Origin of the sequence: Vibrio tarriae, from assembly GCF_002216685.1 — a bacterium.
Lineage (GTDB): Bacteria > Pseudomonadota > Gammaproteobacteria > Enterobacterales > Vibrionaceae > Vibrio > Vibrio tarriae.
Genome location: NZ_CP022353.1, coordinates 2,081,134 through 2,101,105, shown reverse-complemented (window position 1 = coordinate 2,101,105; position 19,972 = coordinate 2,081,134). Strand labels below are relative to the sequence as shown.

The window sequence follows — 19,972 nt, the reverse complement described above, 5'->3', positions numbered from 1 at the left end:
GATATGGCTCATCAGATTGAATTAACTCAAACAGTAAAAGATAGCCAGCTTGGTCAACGTCTTGATCAAGCTGTGGCTGAATTATTTACCGACTTTTCCCGCTCACGTTTAAAAGAGTGGTTGTTGGAAGGCAAGATTGCCGTGAATGGTGATGTCATCACCAAACCGCGTACCAAAGTGATGGGTGGCGAGGTGATTACCGTTCAGGCAGAACTGGAAGACGAACAGCGCTGGGAAGCGCAGGATTTGCCACTGAACATTGTGTATGAAGATGACGACATTATCGTTATTAACAAACCGCGTGACTTTGTGGTTCACCCCGGTGCCGGTCAGGCGGATAAAACCGTGCTTAACGCATTGCTGTTCCATTATCCGCCGATTGCTGAAGTGCCACGTGCAGGCATCGTCCATCGTCTCGATAAAGATACGACGGGTTTGATGGTGGTCGCGAAAACGGTTCCCGCGCAAACACGCTTGGTACGTGCACTACAAAAGCGCGACGTGACTCGTGAGTACGAAGCGATTGTGATTGGCACAATGACCGCGGGTGGCATGATTGATAAGCCGATTGGCCGTCACTCGACCAAACGTACTTTAATGTCGGTCTCCCCGATGGGCAAACATGCCGTGACCCATTACCGTGTGGCAGAGCATTTCCGTGAACATACGCGTTTGCGTCTACGTTTGGAAACTGGTCGTACCCACCAAATTCGTGTGCACATGGCTTATTTGCAACACCCACTCTTGGGTGATACGGCTTATGGTGGTCGTGCACGCATTCCGAAAGGTGCGACGGAAGAGCTGACAGAAATGATTCGTGACTTCGATCGCCAAGCACTGCACGCGGTGATGTTGAAATTTGAACACCCGGTTACCGGTGAAGAGCTCGAATTCCATGCACCAGTGCCTGATGATATGGTTGAGATGACGCTTGCACTGCGTGAAGATGCGAAGCTAAACCGCACTGAAGAGTATTAATCATGATTCTCCCCAACTGGAATGCCCCCAAACAAGTCAAAGCGTTTAGTTCGACTCGCCACGGTGGTTTTTCACAAGGCACTTATCAAGGGTTAAACCTTGGTATGCATGTTGGGGACGATCCTGTACTTGTACTGCGTAATCGGCAATCGCTGGTGGAAACATCAGCGATGCCAAGCTCACCCATTTGGCTAAACCAGACCCATTCCACAGTGGTACTCGATGTTGATGCTCCGACTGAGCAAGTGTTGGATGCCGATGGCCTTATCACTTCAACGCCGAATGTGGTGTGCTCGGCAATGACGGCGGATTGCCTGCCAGTATTAATGACCAATCGTACTGGTACCCAAGTCGCGGCTGTACATGCCGGTTGGCGTGGTTTGGTGAATGGCATCGTTGAACAAACAGCAGCAAGAATGTCTGGCGATGTCATGGTGTGGCTTGGCCCTGCGATTGGTGCGCAGGCATTTGAAGTGGGGGAAGATGTTTTCGCCGCTTTTGTTGCTCACCATCCTCAAGCCGAATACGCTTTCACTCCTCGTGCACAACAAGGGAAATGGCTGGCGGATATGAGCCAATTAGTCAAACTGCGTTTGCAAGAACTTGGGATTGAACAAGTCTTTGATAGTGGCTTGTGCACTTATCAGGATGCTGAGCGTTTTTATTCCTACCGCCGCGATGGAGTAACAGGACGCCAAGCCGCTTTTATTTGGCTTGAAGAGTAAGCTTTCATCCATACCCATATCAAACAACAAGAAAGTTTCCTCAACTTCCCTTGAAAATCTGGTTTGTGATAACCATCTTTCCTAACGTATTCAATTTATCTCAGATGAGGTTAGGAAGGTTGGTATGCGTCTTGACAGATTTACGAGCAAATTTCAGATCGCGATTTCCGATGCCCAGTCATTAGCGCTCGGCCGTGATCATCAATATATCGAACCTGTGCACCTGATGGTGGCTCTGCTGGATCAAAACGGCAGCCCGATCCGCCCATTACTCACCATGCTTAATGTGGATGTGATGCAACTGCGCTCCAAACTTGGCGAAATGCTCGATCGTTTACCCAAAGTCAGTGGTATTGGTGGTGATGTACAGCTCTCTTCGGCGCTTGGCTCGCTGTTTAATCTGTGTGATAAGGTTGCGCAAAAGCGTCAAGATGCCTACATCTCCTCTGAAATTTATCTCCTCGCCGCTTTGGAAGATAAAGGCCCACTTGGAACCTTGCTCAAAGAGTTCGGGCTGACCGAGAAAAAAGTCTCTGATGCAATTGAAAAAATTCGTGGAGGCCAGAAGGTCAATGACCCGAATGCGGAAGAGCTGCGTCAAGCGTTGGAAAAATTCACCATCGATCTCACTGAACGCGCTGAGCAGGGCAAACTCGATCCTGTGATCGGTCGTGATGATGAAATTCGCCGCACCATTCAAGTGCTGCAGCGTCGTACCAAAAATAACCCAGTGATCATCGGTGAACCCGGTGTGGGTAAAACTGCGATTGTGGAAGGCTTGGCGCAGCGCATCATTAATAATGAAGTACCAGAAGGCCTGCGTGGACGCCGCGTATTGTCTTTAGATATGGGCGCGCTGGTGGCTGGGGCGAAATACCGCGGCGAATTTGAAGAGCGCTTGAAATCAGTACTCAATGAGCTAGCGAAAGAAGAAGGCAATATCATCCTCTTTATTGATGAGCTGCACACCATGGTTGGTGCGGGGAAAGGTGAAGGCTCGATGGATGCCGGCAACATGCTCAAACCCGCTTTGGCGCGTGGAGAATTGCACTGTGTCGGCGCAACGACCTTAGATGAGTACCGCCAATACATCGAAAAAGATCCAGCGCTAGAGCGCCGCTTCCAAAAAGTGTTGGTGGATGAGCCCACGGTGGAAGATACCATCGCCATCTTGCGAGGATTGAAAGAGCGTTATGAGCTGCATCACCATGTCGAAATCACTGATCCGGCGATTGTGGCGGCAGCGAGCTTATCGCATCGCTATATTTCCGATCGTCAATTACCCGATAAAGCGATCGATTTGATCGATGAAGCGGCTTCAAGCATTCGGATGCAGATTGACTCCAAACCAGAAGCTCTGGATAAGCTTGAGCGCAAAATCATCCAACTGAAAATTGAGCAGCAAGCTCTCTCTAATGAGCACGATGAAGCCAGTGAAAAACGCTTGGCGATCCTAAATGAAGAGCTGCAAGAGAAAGAGCGTGATTACGCGGAGTTGGAAGAAGTGTGGAAAGCTGAAAAGGCGGCACTCTCTGGTACGCAACATATTAAAGCGGCACTTGAACAAGCGCGGATGGATCTGGAAGTCGCTCGTCGTGCGGGGGATTTGAACCGTATGTCAGAGCTGCAATATGGTCGCATTCCAGAGCTAGAAAAGCAGCTCGATCTAGCCGCACAAGCCGAAATGCAGGAAATGACTCTGCTGCGTAATAAAGTGACGGATGCAGAAATTGCCGAAGTGCTTTCTAAGCAAACTGGCATTCCAGTATCAAAAATGCTCGAAGCCGAGAAAGAAAAGCTACTGCGCATGGAAGAAGTGCTGCATAAACGCGTGATTGGCCAAAAAGAAGCGGTAGAAGTGGTCGCGAATGCGATTCGACGCAGTCGCGCTGGGCTTTCTGATCCAAATCGTCCGATTGGCTCTTTCTTATTCTTGGGGCCAACAGGGGTCGGTAAAACCGAGCTGTGTAAAACCTTGGCTAACTTCCTGTTTGACAGTGAAGATGCCATGGTACGTGTGGATATGTCGGAATTTATGGAGAAACACTCAGTGGCTCGTTTAGTCGGTGCGCCTCCAGGTTATGTCGGCTATGAAGAAGGTGGCTACTTAACGGAAGCTGTACGCCGTAAACCTTACTCGGTGATTTTGCTCGATGAAGTGGAAAAGGCGCACCCGGATGTCTTCAATATTCTGCTGCAAGTCTTGGATGATGGCCGCTTGACGGACGGGCAAGGGCGCACGGTTGATTTTCGAAATACCGTGGTGATCATGACCTCCAACTTGGGTTCAAGCCGTATCCAAGAAAATTTTGCAAGGTTGGATTATCAAGGTATCAAAGAACAAGTGATGGACGTAGTCAGCAAACACTTCCGTCCTGAGTTCTTGAACCGAGTGGATGAAAGTGTGGTATTCCATCCATTAGGACAAGAGCATATTAAGTCGATCGCCTCTATTCAGTTGGCCCGCCTACGTCAACGTTTGGCAGAGCGAGATTACCAACTAGAGGTTGATGATGAGGCGCTGGATCTGATTGCTCATGTCGGCTTCGATCCGGTTTACGGTGCTCGTCCACTGAAACGCGCGATTCAACAAAATGTGGAAAACCCACTGGCCAAATCGATTCTGGCTGGTAAGTTCCTGCCTGGTTCACCTATTTTACTATCGGTAAAAGACGGGAATATTTTCGCAAGCCAGTAGCAGATACCTTATCTATAACAAGCAAAAGAGCCACTTTGAGTGGCTCTTTTGCTTGTTAATTGAACGATGAAGTGCGTTTTTTAGTGGTTTTGTTGTTAATTTGTTCTCTTGAGCTAATAAAGCATAGAAAAAGCATTTTATTGCTTGCCAGAACGCAAAACCTCCCTATAATGCGCCCTCACTGACACGGCAGACGCCACAAGGCCTCAGAGCTAGTCAGTAAGGCAAAAAGCTTCGGTAAAGAAAATTAAAAAAGAGTTTGACTCTGACAATTATCTCGCTAGAATGCACAGCCTCTTCGGTAAGAAAGCCGAAGCAAAACGCTCTTTAACAATATAAACCAATCAATCTGTGTGGGCACTCGTTGATGATAATCAAAAAAGAATTATCAATGAACTGAGTGACCATTTGAATGAGCAATCATTCAGCACAGTCAATTCACTATCGAAAGATAGTATCAGTATTCATTGAGCCGAAGCGAAAGCTTCAAAAAACTTTTAATTGAAGAGTTTGATCATGGCTCAGATTGAACGCTGGCGGCAGGCCTAACACATGCAAGTCGAGCGGCAGCACAGAGGAACTTGTTCCTTGGGTGGCGAGCGGCGGACGGGTGAGTAATGCCTGGGAAATTGCCCGGTAGAGGGGGATAACCATTGGAAACGATGGCTAATACCGCATAACCTCGTAAGAGCAAAGCAGGGGACCTTCGGGCCTTGCGCTACCGGATATGCCCAGGTGGGATTAGCTAGTTGGTGAGGTAAGGGCTCACCAAGGCGACGATCCCTAGCTGGTCTGAGAGGATGATCAGCCACACTGGAACTGAGACACGGTCCAGACTCCTACGGGAGGCAGCAGTGGGGAATATTGCACAATGGGCGCAAGCCTGATGCAGCCATGCCGCGTGTATGAAGAAGGCCTTCGGGTTGTAAAGTACTTTCAGTAGGGAGGAAGGTGGTTAAGCTAATACCTTAATCATTTGACGTTACCTACAGAAGAAGCACCGGCTAACTCCGTGCCAGCAGCCGCGGTAATACGGAGGGTGCAAGCGTTAATCGGAATTACTGGGCGTAAAGCGCATGCAGGTGGTTTGTTAAGTCAGATGTGAAAGCCCTGGGCTCAACCTAGGAATCGCATTTGAAACTGACAAGCTAGAGTACTGTAGAGGGGGGTAGAATTTCAGGTGTAGCGGTGAAATGCGTAGAGATCTGAAGGAATACCGGTGGCGAAGGCGGCCCCCTGGACAGATACTGACACTCAGATGCGAAAGCGTGGGGAGCAAACAGGATTAGATACCCTGGTAGTCCACGCCGTAAACGATGTCTACTTGGAGGTTGTGACCTAGAGTCGTGGCTTTCGGAGCTAACGCGTTAAGTAGACCGCCTGGGGAGTACGGTCGCAAGATTAAAACTCAAATGAATTGACGGGGGCCCGCACAAGCGGTGGAGCATGTGGTTTAATTCGATGCAACGCGAAGAACCTTACCTACTCTTGACATCCAGAGAATCTAGCGGAGACGCTGGAGTGCCTTCGGGAGCTCTGAGACAGGTGCTGCATGGCTGTCGTCAGCTCGTGTTGTGAAATGTTGGGTTAAGTCCCGCAACGAGCGCAACCCTTATCCTTGTTTGCCAGCACGTAATGGTGGGAACTCCAGGGAGACTGCCGGTGATAAACCGGAGGAAGGTGGGGACGACGTCAAGTCATCATGGCCCTTACGAGTAGGGCTACACACGTGCTACAATGGCGTATACAGAGGGCAGCGATACCGCGAGGTGGAGCGAATCTCACAAAGTACGTCGTAGTCCGGATTGGAGTCTGCAACTCGACTCCATGAAGTCGGAATCGCTAGTAATCGCAAATCAGAATGTTGCGGTGAATACGTTCCCGGGCCTTGTACACACCGCCCGTCACACCATGGGAGTGGGCTGCAAAAGAAGCAGGTAGTTTAACCTTCGGGAGGACGCTTGCCACTTTGTGGTTCATGACTGGGGTGAAGTCGTAACAAGGTAGCGCTAGGGGAACCTGGCGCTGGATCACCTCCTTACACGATGGTTATCGTGATGAGTGTCCACACAGATTGATTCGGTTTAGATTTGAGCATTAAGTGGGTCTGTAGCTCAGGTGGTTAGAGCGTACGCCTGATAAGCGTAAGGTCGGTGGTTCGAGTCCACTCAGACCCACCACTAACGATGGGGTTATAGCTCAGCTGGGAGAGCGCCTGCCTTGCACGCAGGAGGTCTGCGGTTCGATCCCGCATAACTCCACCATCTTTAAGCGTTTTCGCTGAGAATGTTTAAAAATGGTTTTCATTAGAAAATCTTGCTCTTTAACAATTTGGAAAGCTGACAAAACAACAAATTATTGTTGTTTGTAAAGTTCTCAATGTTTATCGAAAGATAAACACCAACAACACATTCAAGTGTGCTTGGTATCGAATAAGACTTCGGTCTTGTTCAAAATTTGAGTCCGGCAAAATCTGTCTCGCACTCATGTAAATTAAACGCGAGACAACTTAGGTTGTTTAAACAACAACCCGAAACTCCTTCGGGTTGTATGGTTAAGTGACTAAGCGTACACGGTGGATGCCTGGGCAGTCAGAGGCGATGAAGGACGTACTAACTTGCGATAAGCGCAGATAAGGCAGTAAGAGCCGTTTGAGTCTGCGATTTCCGAATGGGGAAACCCAACTGCATAAGCAGTTACTGTTAACTGAATCCATAGGTTAACAGAGCAAACCGGGGGAACTGAAACATCTAAGTACCCCGAGGAGAAGAAATCAACCGAGATTCCGGTAGTAGCGGCGAGCGAACCTGGATTAGCCCTTAAGCGCTCGGTGAAGTAGGTGAACAAGCTGGAAAGCTTGGCGATACAGGGTGATAGCCCCGTAACCGACGCTTCATCGAGCGTGAAATCGAGTAGGGCGGGACACGTGATATCCTGTCTGAATATGGGGGGACCATCCTCCAAGGCTAAATACTCCTGACTGACCGATAGTGAACCAGTACCGTGAGGGAAAGGCGAAAAGAACCCCTGTGAGGGGAGTGAAATAGAACCTGAAACCGTGTACGTACAAGCAGTAGGAGCACCTTCGTGGTGTGACTGCGTACCTTTTGTATAATGGGTCAGCGACTTATATTCAGTGGCAAGGTTAACCGTATAGGGGAGCCGTAGCGAAAGCGAGTCTTAACTGGGCGCTCAGTCTCTGGATATAGACCCGAAACCGGGTGATCTAGCCATGGGCAGGTTGAAGGTTGAGTAACATCAACTGGAGGACCGAACCGACTAATGTTGAAAAATTAGCGGATGACTTGTGGCTAGGGGTGAAAGGCCAATCAAACTCGGAGATAGCTGGTTCTCCCCGAAAGCTATTTAGGTAGCGCCTCGGACGAATACTACTGGGGGTAGAGCACTGTTAAGGCTAGGGGGTCATCCCGACTTACCAACCCTTTGCAAACTCCGAATACCAGTAAGTACTATCCGGGAGACACACGGCGGGTGCTAACGTCCGTCGTGGAGAGGGAAACAACCCAGACCGCCAGCTAAGGTCCCAAAGTATTGCTAAGTGGGAAACGATGTGGGAAGGCTCAGACAGCTAGGATGTTGGCTTAGAAGCAGCCATCATTTAAAGAAAGCGTAATAGCTCACTAGTCGAGTCGGCCTGCGCGGAAGATGTAACGGGGCTAAGCAATACACCGAAGCTGCGGCAATATCTTTTAGATATTGGGTAGGGGAGCGTTCTGTAAGCCGTTGAAGGTGAATCGTAAGGTTTGCTGGAGGTATCAGAAGTGCGAATGCTGACATGAGTAACGACAAGGGGGGTGAAAAACCTCCCCGCCGGAAGACCAAGGGTTCCTGTCCAACGTTAATCGGGGCAGGGTGAGTCGACCCCTAAGGTGAGGCCGAAAGGCGTAATCGATGGGAAACGGGTTAATATTCCCGTACTTCTGACTATTGCGATGGGGGGACGGAGAAGGCTAGGTGGGCCAGGCGACGGTTGTCCTGGTTCAAGTGCGTAGGCTTGAGAGTTAGGTAAATCCGGCTCTCTTTAAGGCTGAGACACGACGTCGAGCTGCTACGGCAGTGAAGTCATTGATGCCATGCTTCCAGGAAAAGCCTCTAAGCTTCAGATAGTCAGGAATCGTACCCCAAACCGACACAGGTGGTCGGGTAGAGAATACCAAGGCGCTTGAGAGAACTCGGGTGAAGGAACTAGGCAAAATGGTACCGTAACTTCGGGAGAAGGTACGCTCTTGATGGTGAAGTCCCTCGCGGATGGAGCTGACGAGAGTCGCAGATACCAGGTGGCTGCAACTGTTTATTAAAAACACAGCACTGTGCAAAATCGCAAGATGACGTATACGGTGTGACGCCTGCCCGGTGCCGGAAGGTTAATTGATGGGGTTAGCGTAAGCGAAGCTCTTGATCGAAGCCCCGGTAAACGGCGGCCGTAACTATAACGGTCCTAAGGTAGCGAAATTCCTTGTCGGGTAAGTTCCGACCTGCACGAATGGCGTAATGATGGCCACGCTGTCTCCACCCGAGACTCAGTGAAATTGAAATCGCTGTGAAGATGCAGTGTACCCGCGGCTAGACGGAAAGACCCCGTGAACCTTTACTACAGCTTGGCACTGAACATTGAACCTACATGTGTAGGATAGGTGGGAGGCTATGAAGACGTGACGCCAGTTGCGTTGGAGCCGTCCTTGAAATACCACCCTTGTATGTTTGATGTTCTAACTTAGACCCATTATCTGGGTTGAGGACAGTGCCTGGTGGGTAGTTTGACTGGGGCGGTCTCCTCCCAAAGAGTAACGGAGGAGCACGAAGGTGGGCTAATCACGGTTGGACATCGTGAGGTTAGTGCAATGGCATAAGCCCGCTTAACTGCGAGAATGACGGTTCGAGCAGGTGCGAAAGCAGGTCATAGTGATCCGGTGGTTCTGTATGGAAGGGCCATCGCTCAACGGATAAAAGGTACTCCGGGGATAACAGGCTGATACCGCCCAAGAGTTCATATCGACGGCGGTGTTTGGCACCTCGATGTCGGCTCATCACATCCTGGGGCTGAAGTCGGTCCCAAGGGTATGGCTGTTCGCCATTTAAAGTGGTACGCGAGCTGGGTTTAGAACGTCGTGAGACAGTTCGGTCCCTATCTGCCGTGGGCGTTGGAAGATTGAAGGGGGCTGCTCCTAGTACGAGAGGACCGGAGTGGACGAACCTCTGGTGTTCGGGTTGTGTCGCCAGACGCATTGCCCGGTAGCTAAGTTCGGAATTGATAAGCGCTGAAAGCATCTAAGCGCGAAGCGAGCCCTGAGATGAGTCTTCCCTGACGGTTTAACCGTCCTAAAGGGTTGTTCGAGACTAGAACGTTGATAGGCAGGGTGTGTAAGCGTTGTGAGGCGTTGAGCTAACCTGTACTAATTGCCCGTGAGGCTTAACCATACAACACCCAAGGGGTTTTGTAGTGGACTCAAAGTTAAGCGCATAAGAATGTGTTGAGAGAACGAAGACAGCTTTCCAGATTATTCTCTAGAAATAGAGAGAAAGAATTTGCTTGGCGACCATAGCGTTTTGGACCCACCTGATTCCATCCCGAACTCAGAAGTGAAACGAAACAGCGTCGATGGTAGTGTAGGGTCTCCCCATGTGAGAGTAGAACATCGCCAGGCTTTAACTTGTTGTTTTTAGATGTTTAAGAAAAATCTAAAGGCAAAAAAAGTAGACGAAACGTCTAACCAGACAGCGGAGCGGTAGTTCAGTCGGTTAGAATACCGGCCTGTCACGCCGGGGGTCGCGGGTTCGAGTCCCGTCCGCTCCGCCACTTATTACGAAACCCAGTCTTAGGACTGGGTTTTTTGCTTTTGGGCTAATCATTTCCATTATCATTGTTCTTTGTTTTACTCGCGGTTTGTACGTTATTTTTGATCCTGCCTAAACTGAGCTAAGCTTAACGCCTATTTGTTTGCTTGGTTAAGGAAAGGAAATCCGCCATGAATAATGAATCCAATTCACCTTACTTACAAACGCCTCCCTCCATTCCTCAAGAAGCATTCGATTGGTATGACGAATACGCACACGGTGTTATTGATCGCCGTGAGTTTATCAAACGTCTTTCCGGTTTGGCTGTTTTTGGTTTTAGCGTATCGATGATCACGTCAGCCTTATTACCTGACTATGCACAGGCTGAGCAAGTCTCTTTTAATGATCCCGCGATCAAAGCGAGTTATGTTGAGTTCGATTCACCACAAGGTCATGGGAAAGGTCGCGGCTATTGGGTAACGCCTAAAGAGGCAACGGGTAAGTTGCCTGTGGTTTTGGTTATTCATGAAAATCGTGGGCTTAATCCTTATATCGAGGATGTTGCACGTCGTTTAGCGACCATAGGGTTTATTGCGTTTGCACCGGATGCTTTGTTCCCAGTTGGCGGTTATCCGGGTAATGATGACGATGGGCGAGCGCTACAAAGTAAGCTCGATCGGGCAAGAATTGAGGCAGATTTTCTTGCTGCGGCTGATTTTCTTAAAGCGCATCCACAAAGCTCGGGAAAACTTGGTGCCGTTGGGTTCTGCTTTGGTGGCTACATTGTCAATATGCTAGCGGCGACCATTCCTGAAAAACTCAATGCTGGCGTTGTTTTTTATGGTACTCCCCCTGCTGATGAGTTGCGCTCTCGGGTTGTGGGGCCTTTATTATTGAATTTTGCCGAATTAGATAAACGCGTAAATGATACTTGGGCGTCTTACGAGACTCAGTTACAACAGAATAAAGCGAAATATGAGGCTCATTTCTATCCTAAAGTTAATCACGGTTTCCATAACGATTCCACTGCACGCTATGCACCAGCGGAGGCTGAGCTAGCATGGCAAAGAACACTGCAATTTTTGGGGCTTCATCTTCAGGGTTAAACTTCTCACACTCATTTGGGGTACGACTCGCTCCTCGTCATTCAGGCTGTTATGATGGCGAAAAAGGAGAAAATGAATCATGCCCCACTTACGTTTTCGTGCTGTAGAAGCACATATCGTTGAAACACTGGTAACTCCGTTACTCAATGAACTTTCCTCTCTACTCTGTACCTCTCGAAGTGCTTTTACCTTTGAGTTAGTTAATACCCAGTATTTCGCCGAAGGAGAGGTTTATCCCATGGTGGAAGTATTGTGGTTTGGAAGAGAACAGCAAACTCAGGATCAGGTTGCACAGGTGATTACAGAGCAGATGCGTCAGTTGCTCGGTGCTGATGCTCATGTTGCTATAGTATTTATACCTTTGCAACGCACCGCTTATTATCTGGATGGTCAACATTTCTGAGGAGACAACATGAATCCAGTTATCGATACCATGCTCAACCATCGCTCTATCCGTGCTTTTAGTCCAGAGCCTATTTCTGCAACGCAGCTTGAAACGATCATTGCAGCCGGTATTGCGGCGTCTTCCTCTAGCTTACTGCAAGTGATCTCGGTGATCCGAGTGAGCGATGACAGTATGCGTGAGCAATTAGCAAAGCTGGCAGGTAATCAAGCCTACGTAGCGAGTGCGGCTGAGTTTTTAGTGTTTTGCATTGATTATCAGCGGCACTATGCGCTGAACCCGAACGTAAAACCTGAATTCATGGAGCTCACTTTAATCGGTGCCGTTGATGCAGGAATCATGGCGCAAAACTGTTTATTAGCAGCAGAGTCTATGGGGCTTGGTGGGGTGTACATTGGTGGTTTACGTAATTCACCGAATGAAGTCGATGCTTTGCTTAATCTACCGCCTTATACCGCCGTGTTGTTTGGAATGTGTTTAGGACATCCAGCGCAAGATCCAGAGTTAAAACCGCGCTTAGCTCCGAAGGTGATCTTGCATGAAAACCACTATCAACCTTTGAATAAAGAGGATGTAGCGGAGTATGATCGCACTATGGTTGAGTATTACCAAAAGCGTTCCGGCAATCCTAAACAGCAAGGATGGTCTGAACAAATCACCGCTAAGCTCTCAGAAGAGTCTCGGCCATTTATACTCAGCTATTTGCAGCGTAAAGGATTAGCCCTGAAGTAATGTAAAAAATCCCAGCACTTGGCTGGGATTTTTAGGTCTATGGAAGATCTACAGCAGGTATAGGTTGAGCTGGTTGCTCTTCCGCAATAAAGAGAATGCCATCCATAATTTTGCTTGGAATTTCTGTCGGTAAATATCCCCAAGCATATCTGATTGCATAGGGCTTGTTTAAGTAATCGATGTTGCTTTCACTTTGACTCTTAAAATCAATAAAAGCGTCGGTATATCCAGCATGATATAAAGCACTATTCAGTGTGCCTTCTTCTTCCTGAAGACGTTCTGTATCAATTAGCCAACGTGTGTAATCCGGGGTGTTTGCAGCAAGAGTGCCTTTGTAGCTTAACTGCATCACACTATAGACGGAACTGTCTGGATAGCGACTATTCATTGCGGAGATCAGAGAACTAGGAATAGGCGTGGCATGAATATTATGCGCCCAGATAAAGGTTTGCCCCTGTATTTTAAACCACTCATTTATTAACCAATTTAAGTTTTCAGCAGACTGATGATCGGTATAGGAATGGTCAATGTTGTTGATAATGAAATAGGACTGTGAATATAGGCTTCTTACTATCTGCAGCCAAAATGTGGCGTAATTCCGAAATTCTCGCGGATGACTAGGGTCGTAATCTGGAACGGTTTCGAGCCTTTTTTGTGTGGTCAGTACTGTTTCCAGTTTTTTCAATTCTTGGGTTAGATCTTGGTGGTTTTGTGATGTGAATTTTTCAGTGGTATGCCAAGGGCACATCATTCTCGGCCCTAGAGTCTGTATCGTATCGTAGTTGGAGATGTCAAGGTTTTTGATATGCAAGTAGCCTCTTAACTCGTCAAACATCACACTACATCCTGGATCACTATTGATACGGGCATCGTAGCCGATCAGTAGTAGTGGGTTGTCCTGCTGAGAAACCTCATTGACATAGTTGGCCAGAGCTCCCACTTCTTTACTAAAGCGATGCCCATACATGTAGTTCGCATTAGGTCCAATTATGGCCTGTTGTAGGCGCTGTTTTCCGGTGAGGAAATTTTGCCACGCCACTAACCCATCATATAAGCCAGCTTCAAAAGCAACTAAGGTTAGATCGCCTTCTTGATGAAGAGCTTTCACCATGCGGGCTTTGTAGCTATACGCTTTAGAACCTTGGTGAGTTCTTTCTCCCACACTAACGAAATCATAGCCTTTAACTGCAGAAATAAAGCCTTGAAGATCACTATTTTCATGAGTGAGTTCCGTACTGGCTAGGTTTTGGGAGGTAACGGTTGGCGGACTGACGCTTTCACTATTACAGCCCGATAATAGGCATAAAAATATAATTCCGAATCGCTTCATTTTTCTAATCTTCGATACAAATGATGTTCAAGATTAGATGCATAGGAATGAGCAAAGAAAAGGGATTGGAAGAGATAGTGCGAGTTACCACGAGTGCTGATTTGTTAAGTTGAGAAACGAGTCGAATGAAAGGGAAGGTATTAACGATGTTTCTATTAAATACGGGTGAAAAGGGAGGGGTACATGGGAATTTTCAGCAAAGCGCCCTAGAGGCGCTTTTTTTGATTCTTATGCTAGCCCTTGAATTACCACGAACTTCTCTAGCAGTTGCTCTTCGGTTTCGCGATGGGCAGGATCGGTGATGATGCAGTTGCTGATGGGACAAACCGACTGACACGTCGGTTTGTCATAGTGCCCTTTACATTCAGTGCATAGATCGGGATTGATCTCATAGATCTTGTCTCCCATTGAAATCGCACTGTTTGGGCACTCTGGCTCACACATATCACAGTTGGTGCATTTGGCGGTAATCAGTAGCGCCATAATTACTTGCCTGTTGGGTTACGGGTATCCTGCCCTTGCACTAGGTTACGCATCAGCAGTGCGTAGCTGAGATCCAACTCTTCCGGAACTGGAATGTAAACAAAGTGACCGTTGCCTTTGGCATCATCTGTTGCTTCGCCTTTACGATTTTCCATCGCTTCTAAAGTGAAGATGACATTGCCTTTTGGCGTCATCAGCTCAAGGCTATCGCCAAGTATAAATTTGTTTTTTACTTCCACTTCGGCCATTGCGCCGCGGCGTTTACCGGTAAATTCACCCACAAACTGTTGAGTGTCGGAAACCGAGTAGCCGTAGTCGTAGTTTTGGTAAGCATCGTGCGTGTGGCGACGTAAGAAACCTTCGGTATAGCCACGGTGCGCCAAGCTTTCTAGGGTTGTCATCAGGCTATCATCGAATGGCTTGCCCGCTACCGCATCATCAATCGCTTTACGGTACACTTGCGCGGTACGTGCGCAATAGTAGAAAGATTTGGTACGGCCTTCGATTTTCAGTGAGTGCACACCCATTTGAGTTAGGCGCTCAACATGCTGTACTGCACGCAGATCTTTGGAATTCATGATGTAGGTGCCGTGCTCATCTTCAAAGGCGGCCATTTTCTCATCAGGACGATGGCTCTCAGAAAGCAGTACGACATCATCAATCGGTTTGCCGGCCCCAATGGTGGTGTCTGGGCGTTCGCTTTGAACTTCGATGGCTTGTGCAGCATTAGGGTCAAACTGTTCAACGATCTGACCTGCTTCATCTTCTTTTGCTGCTTCAACTTTGTATTCCCAACGGCATGCGTTAGTGCAAGTACCTTGGTTTGGATCGCGCTTGTTGATGTAACCAGACAGCAAGCAACGGCCGGAATAAGCCATACATAGAGCGCCATGCACGAACACTTCAATTTCGGTATTCGGGCATTTTTCGCGGATCTCTTCGATCTCTTCTAAAGAGAGCTCACGAGAAACAATCACACGCTCAACGCCTTGTGAAGCCCAGAATTTCACGGTTGCCCAGTTCACCGCATTCGCTTGTACCGACAGGTGGATCGGCATGTGCGGGAATTCTTCACGAACCATCATGATAAGGCCAGGGTCAGACATGATGAGCGCATCCGGCCCCATATCAATCACCGGCTTAAGGTCACGGATGAAGGTTTTCAGCTTAGAGTTGTGCGGCTGAATGTTACACACCACATAGAATTTTTTACCCAGTGCGTGGGCTTCATTAATGCCTATTTGTAGGTTTTCGTGGTTGAACTCATTGTTACGTACGCGCAGGCTGTAACGAGGTTGGCCGGCATATACCGCATCTGCCCCGTAGGCAAAAGCGTAGCGCATATTCTTCAGGCTACCCGCAGGTGAAAGGAGTTCTGGAACAAAGGTTTTTGGCGTTGTCATTGCTTGCTTCTCTTACAATCTGATCTCAAGTCAGGCCAATACCACCTGATGGTATTGGAAAGGGCGCAAATTTTACGTCAAAAACCCTACTCTGCATAGTGAAACTCTCACCACCTCATTTACGCCGAGGTGGTAAAATTGAGTCCACGATTAGGCTTCAGGGTGAGGCAGGCCACCTAATGCATTGAATAGATCCGGCAGGAAAACCGACATTTCTCCGCACAGCAGGGAGAAATCGGCATCAAGACGCGCTGCGCGATCTTCGCGTGGGATGTCATCATTCTGCTCTTTAAGTTCATCGCTGTACGCTAGGCGCTTGATGCTGCAATCTTCCGCGAGGACAAAACGAATTCGGTCTTGCCAGTTGATCGCCAGTTTGGTGACCACTTTATTGGCTTGAATGTGGCTCAGGATTTCATCGCTGCTCAGCTCTTGTTTTTTGCAGCGAATGGTGGCGCCATCATCGAGTAACGATTTGAGCTCCGCTTCTTCCATCAGGCTAAAGCCTTGGGGCAGATTGCCATCTTTCACCCATTGCGTCAGCGTCGTTTCGACCGCTATTTCAGGAATAGCAGGCACCACTGGCAAGCTACCCATGGTTTTACGCAGTAGTGCGAGCACATCTTCGGCTTTTTTGTAGCTGCCAGCATCCACTAGAATTAAGCCTTCGGTTGGCATGATCAGCACAAACGTGAGTTGGCTTTTGCTGAAGGCACGTGGCAGTAAATCAATGACGATGTCTTCTTTCAGCGCGTCTTTTTCTTTTTTCTTCAGTGGGCGGCCTTCTTCGGCTTCCATCGCTTCGACTTTGGCATTGAGCGAATCTTTGATCACCGAAGCGGGGAGCATTTTTTCTTCACGTTTCGCGCAGACTAAAATGCGGTTTTCACTGACGTGGGTCATCATGTCGCCGTGTTTACCTAGCGCGGAAACCCAACCAAACTTCTGTTTATCCTGACTGCCGCAAGGCGTAAAACGAAATTCGGCCAACTGCTTTTCCAGCTGATCGGCATTGAAGTTAACCTCGCGATTAACGCGATACACCATACAGTTTTTAAACCACATTGTTGTTTTCCCTTGGTTAGAAAGCCAGACATGATAGGGGAAGATGCTGAGAAAGTCTTAACCCGAATGCAAAAAAGAGGCACATCTTCCAGTTGTTACTTTGCTTTGCTTAAGAGGTTTGGATATATGAATTTCGCCTGAACCTTATATGAAAATTTGTTTGCAAAGGTCACAAAAGTGTCATAAACATTTCCCATAATGCATGGCGTTGGTGAAAAACAAAGGTTAATCAATTATGTCTAGAAGGATTCTGGTTGTTGAAGACGAAGCACCGATTCGTGAAATGTTGTGTTTCGTGCTTGAACAAAAGGGCTATCAGGCGGTTGAGGCTGAAGATTATGATTCGGCGATGAGTAAGCTGGCTGAGCCTTTTCCTGATCTCGTCCTGCTTGACTGGATGTTGCCTGGTGGGAGTGGCATCAACCTCATCAAGCATATGAAGCGCGAAGAGATGACGCGCAACATTCCTGTGGTGATGCTCACTGCCCGTGGTGAAGAAGAAGATAAAGTTCGCGGCTTAGAAGTGGGCGCGGATGATTACATTACCAAACCGTTTTCGCCTAAAGAGTTGGTTGCTCGTTTAAAAGCGGTGATCCGCCGTGTCACTCCGACGGCGTTGGAGGATGTGATTGACGTTCAAGGTTTGAAGTTAGATCCGGTCTCACACCGTGTGACCGCTAACGATCAGCCGTTGGATATGGGACCGACTGAGTTCAAGATGTTACACTTCTTTATGACACACCAAGAGCGTGTGTATAGCCGTGAACAGTTACTGAATAATGTTTGGGGCACCAACGTGTATGTGGAAGATCGCACGGTAGACGTTCACATTCGTCGTCTACGTAAAGCCTTAGAAGACGCTGGACATGATAAGCTGATCCAGACGGTGCGTGGCGCGGGGTATCGTTTTTCAACCAAAGCCTAAGAGGGTGTAGAACAAATCAGTATGGTTGAACGTTTAACATGGAAAAAGCTGGCTTGGGAGCTGGCTTTTTTTTACTTGCCATGGATTGTGGTGGGATGGATTTTCGGAAGCATGCCGTGGCTGCTGTTGGCAGCCACGGCTTTGCAGCTTTTCTGGCATTTGAATCATCAAATTCGCCTTTCAGCTTGGTTGTGGGATGAAAAACGTCTCACCCCACCTTCTGGAACCGGGAATTGGGAGTCGCTGTTCAATGGCATTTATCGCTTGCAGCAGCGCCATCGTAAAAAACGCAAAGAGCTGACTAACCTTATTCGCCGTTTCCGTAATGGTGCGGAATCGCTTCCCGATGCGGTGGTGGTGTTTCGCAGCGAAGGCAACATCGTCTGGTGTAACCGCCTTGCGCAGCATTTGCTGGGTTTTCGTTGGCCTGACGATGCCGGGCAGCCGATATCGAACCTGCTGCGTACGCCGGACTTTATCAAATACCTCAAGAAAGATGATTTTACCGATCCGCTCGAAATGCGTTCGCCGCTCAATAGTGATCGCATGCTGGAACTGCGGATAGTGCCGTACACCGAAGGTGAACACCTGATGGTGGTGCGTGATGTCACTCAGCTTAAACAGCTCGAAGGCATGCGCCGTAATTTCTTTGCTAACGTTTCCCATGAACTGCGTACACCGATGACGGTGTTGCAAGGCTATCTGGAAATGACCGAAGATCCGGATGTGCTCGCGGGCCCGATGTGGAGTAAAGCCCATGGTGTGATGACCGAGCAGCTCAACCGGATGAATAGCTTGGTGAACCAACTGCTGACGCTTTCAAAAATTGAAGCATCGCCGATGGTCGAACTCGATCAAGTCGTCGATGTGCCAGCCATGTTAGAAGTGTTAGAAAAAGAAGCAGTGAGCCTCAGTGGTGAGGCGCAGCATAAGCTGCATTTTGAGGTGGATAAGAGCCTTAAGGTGCTGGCGGATGAAGATCAGCTGCGTAGCGCGATTTCGAATCTGGTGTATAACGCGGTTAAATATACCCCGCCAGGCGCGCAAATTGATGTGCGTTGGTATCGCACTGGCAAAGGCGCTTGCCTCGAAGTGGAAGATAAAGGCGAGGGGATCGAGCCGCAACACTTACACCGTTTAACAGAGCGTTTCTATCGCGTCGATAAAGCCCGCTCTCGTGATACGGGCGGTAGTGGTTTGGGGCTCGCGATCGTGAAACACGCGCTTGCACACCATGACACGCATTTGGATATCTACAGTAAAGTCGGTGTCGGCAGTAAGTTTTCGTTTGTTTTACCTAAGCGGTTGGTGGCGAAAGGATGAGCCGCATGCTAAGTCGCGTTGGTTGGTTGAGTTCATTGGTTTTGGTTTCATCCGCCGCTTGGGCGTTGGATGAAGCACTGCCACACTATGAAAAAGTCAGCGGTATTTCGGGCAGCTTGTTGTCCGTCGGCTCGGATACTCTGGCGGGCATGACCACGCTGTGGGTGGAGGAGTTTCAAGCCTATTACCCCGCAGTGAATGCCCAAGTGCAAGCCTCAGGTTCGGCCACGGCGCCGCCAGCGTTATCAGAAAGCACGGCGCAGTTTGGCCCGATGAGCCGCCCAATGCGCAGCAGTGAAGTTGCCGCGTTTGAAGCCATGCACGGCTACAAGCCAACGGCATTGCGTGTGGCGATTGATGCGGTTGGGATTTTTGTACATCGGGATAACCCGATCAAAGGGCTGAATTTTCAGCAGTTGGATGCGATTTTTTCCGCGACATTGCGCTGTGGTGCCACTCAGCCGATTGTCACTTGGTCTCAGCTTGGTCTGCCTTATGATTGGGCAAAGCGCAATATTCAACTGTTTGGTCGCAACTCGGTATCCGGTACCTACGGCTATTTTAAGCAAAACGCGCTGTGCCAAGGGGATTTCCAAAACCGAGTCAATGAACAGCCGGGCTCGGCTTCGGTGGTGCAGTCGGTTGCCTCTTCAATCAATACGCTCGGTTATTCAGGGGTGGGTTATCGTGTTTCTGGGGTGAAGCTGCTGCCGATTGCCCGTGAGGGAAATGACTATGTTGAGCCGACTCAAGCCAATATTTTGTCGGGGGCTTACCCGTTATCGCGCTATTTGTACGTGTATGTGAACAAAAATCCTAACCGAGATTTGTCGCCGATTGAGCGCGAATTTATTCGCTTTATGTTTTCACGGCAGGGACAGGCCTTAGTTGCGAAAGATGGTTATTTACCGATCACGGCGCTGGTGGCAGAGCAAGAGTTAGCCAAAGTTGGCATTGAGCCAATCATCGACTGAGTGATGAAATGAAAGCGCCCAACTTGATTTG

At 48.7% G+C, this 19,972-nt stretch carries 13 protein-coding genes, 3 tRNA genes and 3 rRNA genes; 15 read left to right on the top strand and 4 right to left on the bottom strand.

The annotated features are described in order from the left end of the window. Positions 1–3 precede the first annotated feature (3 nt). The 12 genes from rluD to nfsA all read left to right on the top strand — a co-directional run bounded on the left by rluD (position 4) and on the right by nfsA (position 12,438). On the top strand, positions 4–978 hold the full coding sequence (gene rluD / locus CEQ48_RS15335) for a 23S rRNA pseudouridine(1911/1915/1917) synthase RluD (protein ID WP_000941106.1): 975 nt from the start codon (positions 4–6) through the stop codon (positions 976–978). A 2-nt stretch (positions 979–980) separates the two neighbouring features. Then, positions 981–1,703 carry a peptidoglycan editing factor PgeF gene (gene pgeF / locus CEQ48_RS15330; RefSeq protein WP_089071840.1) on the top strand — a complete coding sequence of 241 codons (723 nt, stop codon included), beginning with the start codon at positions 981–983 and terminating at the stop codon, positions 1,701–1,703. 124 nt (positions 1,704–1,827) lie between these two features. Then, positions 1,828–4,401 carry an ATP-dependent chaperone ClpB gene (gene clpB, locus CEQ48_RS15325; RefSeq protein WP_001235058.1) on the top strand — a complete coding sequence of 858 codons (2,574 nt, stop codon included), beginning with the start codon at positions 1,828–1,830 and terminating at the stop codon, positions 4,399–4,401. A 498-nt stretch (positions 4,402–4,899) separates the two neighbouring features. Next, positions 4,900–6,442: ribosomal RNA gene (locus tag CEQ48_RS15320) — 16S ribosomal RNA — on the top strand. Between the two features lie 62 nt (positions 6,443–6,504). Next, positions 6,505–6,581 (top strand) — tRNA-Ile (locus CEQ48_RS15315). An 8-nt stretch (positions 6,582–6,589) separates the two neighbouring features. Then, positions 6,590–6,665: transfer RNA gene (locus CEQ48_RS15310), tRNA-Ala, on the top strand. A 288-nt stretch (positions 6,666–6,953) separates the two neighbouring features. Further along, a 23S ribosomal RNA gene (locus tag CEQ48_RS15305) occupies positions 6,954–9,840 on the top strand. Positions 9,841–9,951: 111 nt separating this feature from the next. Then, positions 9,952–10,067: ribosomal RNA gene (gene rrf, locus CEQ48_RS15300) — 5S ribosomal RNA — on the top strand. The 16S, 23S and 5S rRNA genes sit together here with 3 tRNA genes alongside, the layout of an rRNA operon. Positions 10,068–10,142: 75 nt before the next feature. Further along, a tRNA-Asp gene (locus tag CEQ48_RS15295) sits at positions 10,143–10,219 on the top strand. Between the two features lie 169 nt (positions 10,220–10,388). Continuing rightward, positions 10,389–11,303: a dienelactone hydrolase family protein gene (locus CEQ48_RS15290; protein ID WP_089071839.1), complete on the top strand. Its 915-nt coding sequence runs from the start codon at positions 10,389–10,391 to the stop codon at positions 11,301–11,303. Between the two features lie 79 nt (positions 11,304–11,382). Then, positions 11,383–11,706: a DUF1904 domain-containing protein gene (locus CEQ48_RS15285; RefSeq protein WP_089071838.1), complete on the top strand. Its 324-nt coding sequence runs from the start codon at positions 11,383–11,385 to the stop codon at positions 11,704–11,706. A gap of 9 nt (positions 11,707–11,715) precedes the next feature. Then, positions 11,716–12,438, top strand: coding sequence for an oxygen-insensitive NADPH nitroreductase (nfsA, locus tag CEQ48_RS15280; RefSeq protein WP_089071837.1), 723 nt, complete (start codon positions 11,716–11,718; stop codon positions 12,436–12,438). Positions 12,439–12,475: 37 nt separating this feature from the next. Here nfsA and CEQ48_RS15275 read toward each other — a convergent pair whose 3' ends face one another. From CEQ48_RS15275 to rdgC, 4 genes are all read right to left on the bottom strand, one after another. Further along, complete coding sequence (locus CEQ48_RS15275; RefSeq protein WP_089071836.1) at positions 12,476–13,768, bottom strand: erythromycin esterase family protein; 1,293 nt, start codon at positions 13,766–13,768, stop codon at positions 12,476–12,478. A 228-nt stretch (positions 13,769–13,996) separates the two neighbouring features. Beyond that, complete coding sequence (locus CEQ48_RS15270) at positions 13,997–14,251, bottom strand: YfhL family 4Fe-4S dicluster ferredoxin (protein ID WP_001196281.1); 255 nt, start codon at positions 14,249–14,251, stop codon at positions 13,997–13,999. Positions 14,252–14,253: 2 nt separating this feature from the next. Continuing rightward, on the bottom strand, positions 14,254–15,654 hold the full coding sequence (trhP, locus tag CEQ48_RS15265) for a prephenate-dependent tRNA uridine(34) hydroxylase TrhP (protein ID WP_000211025.1): 1,401 nt from the start codon (positions 15,652–15,654) through the stop codon (positions 14,254–14,256). Positions 15,655–15,804: 150 nt separating this feature from the next. Beyond that, on the bottom strand, positions 15,805–16,719 hold the full coding sequence (gene rdgC / locus CEQ48_RS15260) for a recombination-associated protein RdgC (protein ID WP_000264258.1): 915 nt from the start codon (positions 16,717–16,719) through the stop codon (positions 15,805–15,807). A gap of 235 nt (positions 16,720–16,954) precedes the next feature. Here rdgC and phoB point away from each other — a divergent pair, with 235 nt between their 5' ends. Genes phoB through CEQ48_RS15245 form a run of 3 tightly spaced genes read left to right on the top strand, consistent with a single transcriptional unit; the run spans position 16,955 to position 19,941 of the window. Further along, positions 16,955–17,644, top strand: a complete 690-nt coding sequence (phoB, locus tag CEQ48_RS15255; RefSeq protein ID WP_000091117.1) for a phosphate regulon transcriptional regulator PhoB — start codon at positions 16,955–16,957, stop codon at positions 17,642–17,644. 21 nt (positions 17,645–17,665) lie between these two features. Next, on the top strand, positions 17,666–18,967 hold the full coding sequence (gene phoR / locus CEQ48_RS15250) for a phosphate regulon sensor histidine kinase PhoR (RefSeq protein ID WP_000230244.1): 1,302 nt from the start codon (positions 17,666–17,668) through the stop codon (positions 18,965–18,967). A gap of 5 nt (positions 18,968–18,972) precedes the next feature. Next, positions 18,973–19,941: a PstS family phosphate ABC transporter substrate-binding protein gene (locus CEQ48_RS15245; RefSeq protein WP_157724697.1), complete on the top strand. Its 969-nt coding sequence runs from the start codon at positions 18,973–18,975 to the stop codon at positions 19,939–19,941. The last annotated feature ends 31 nt before the right edge of the window (positions 19,942–19,972 follow it).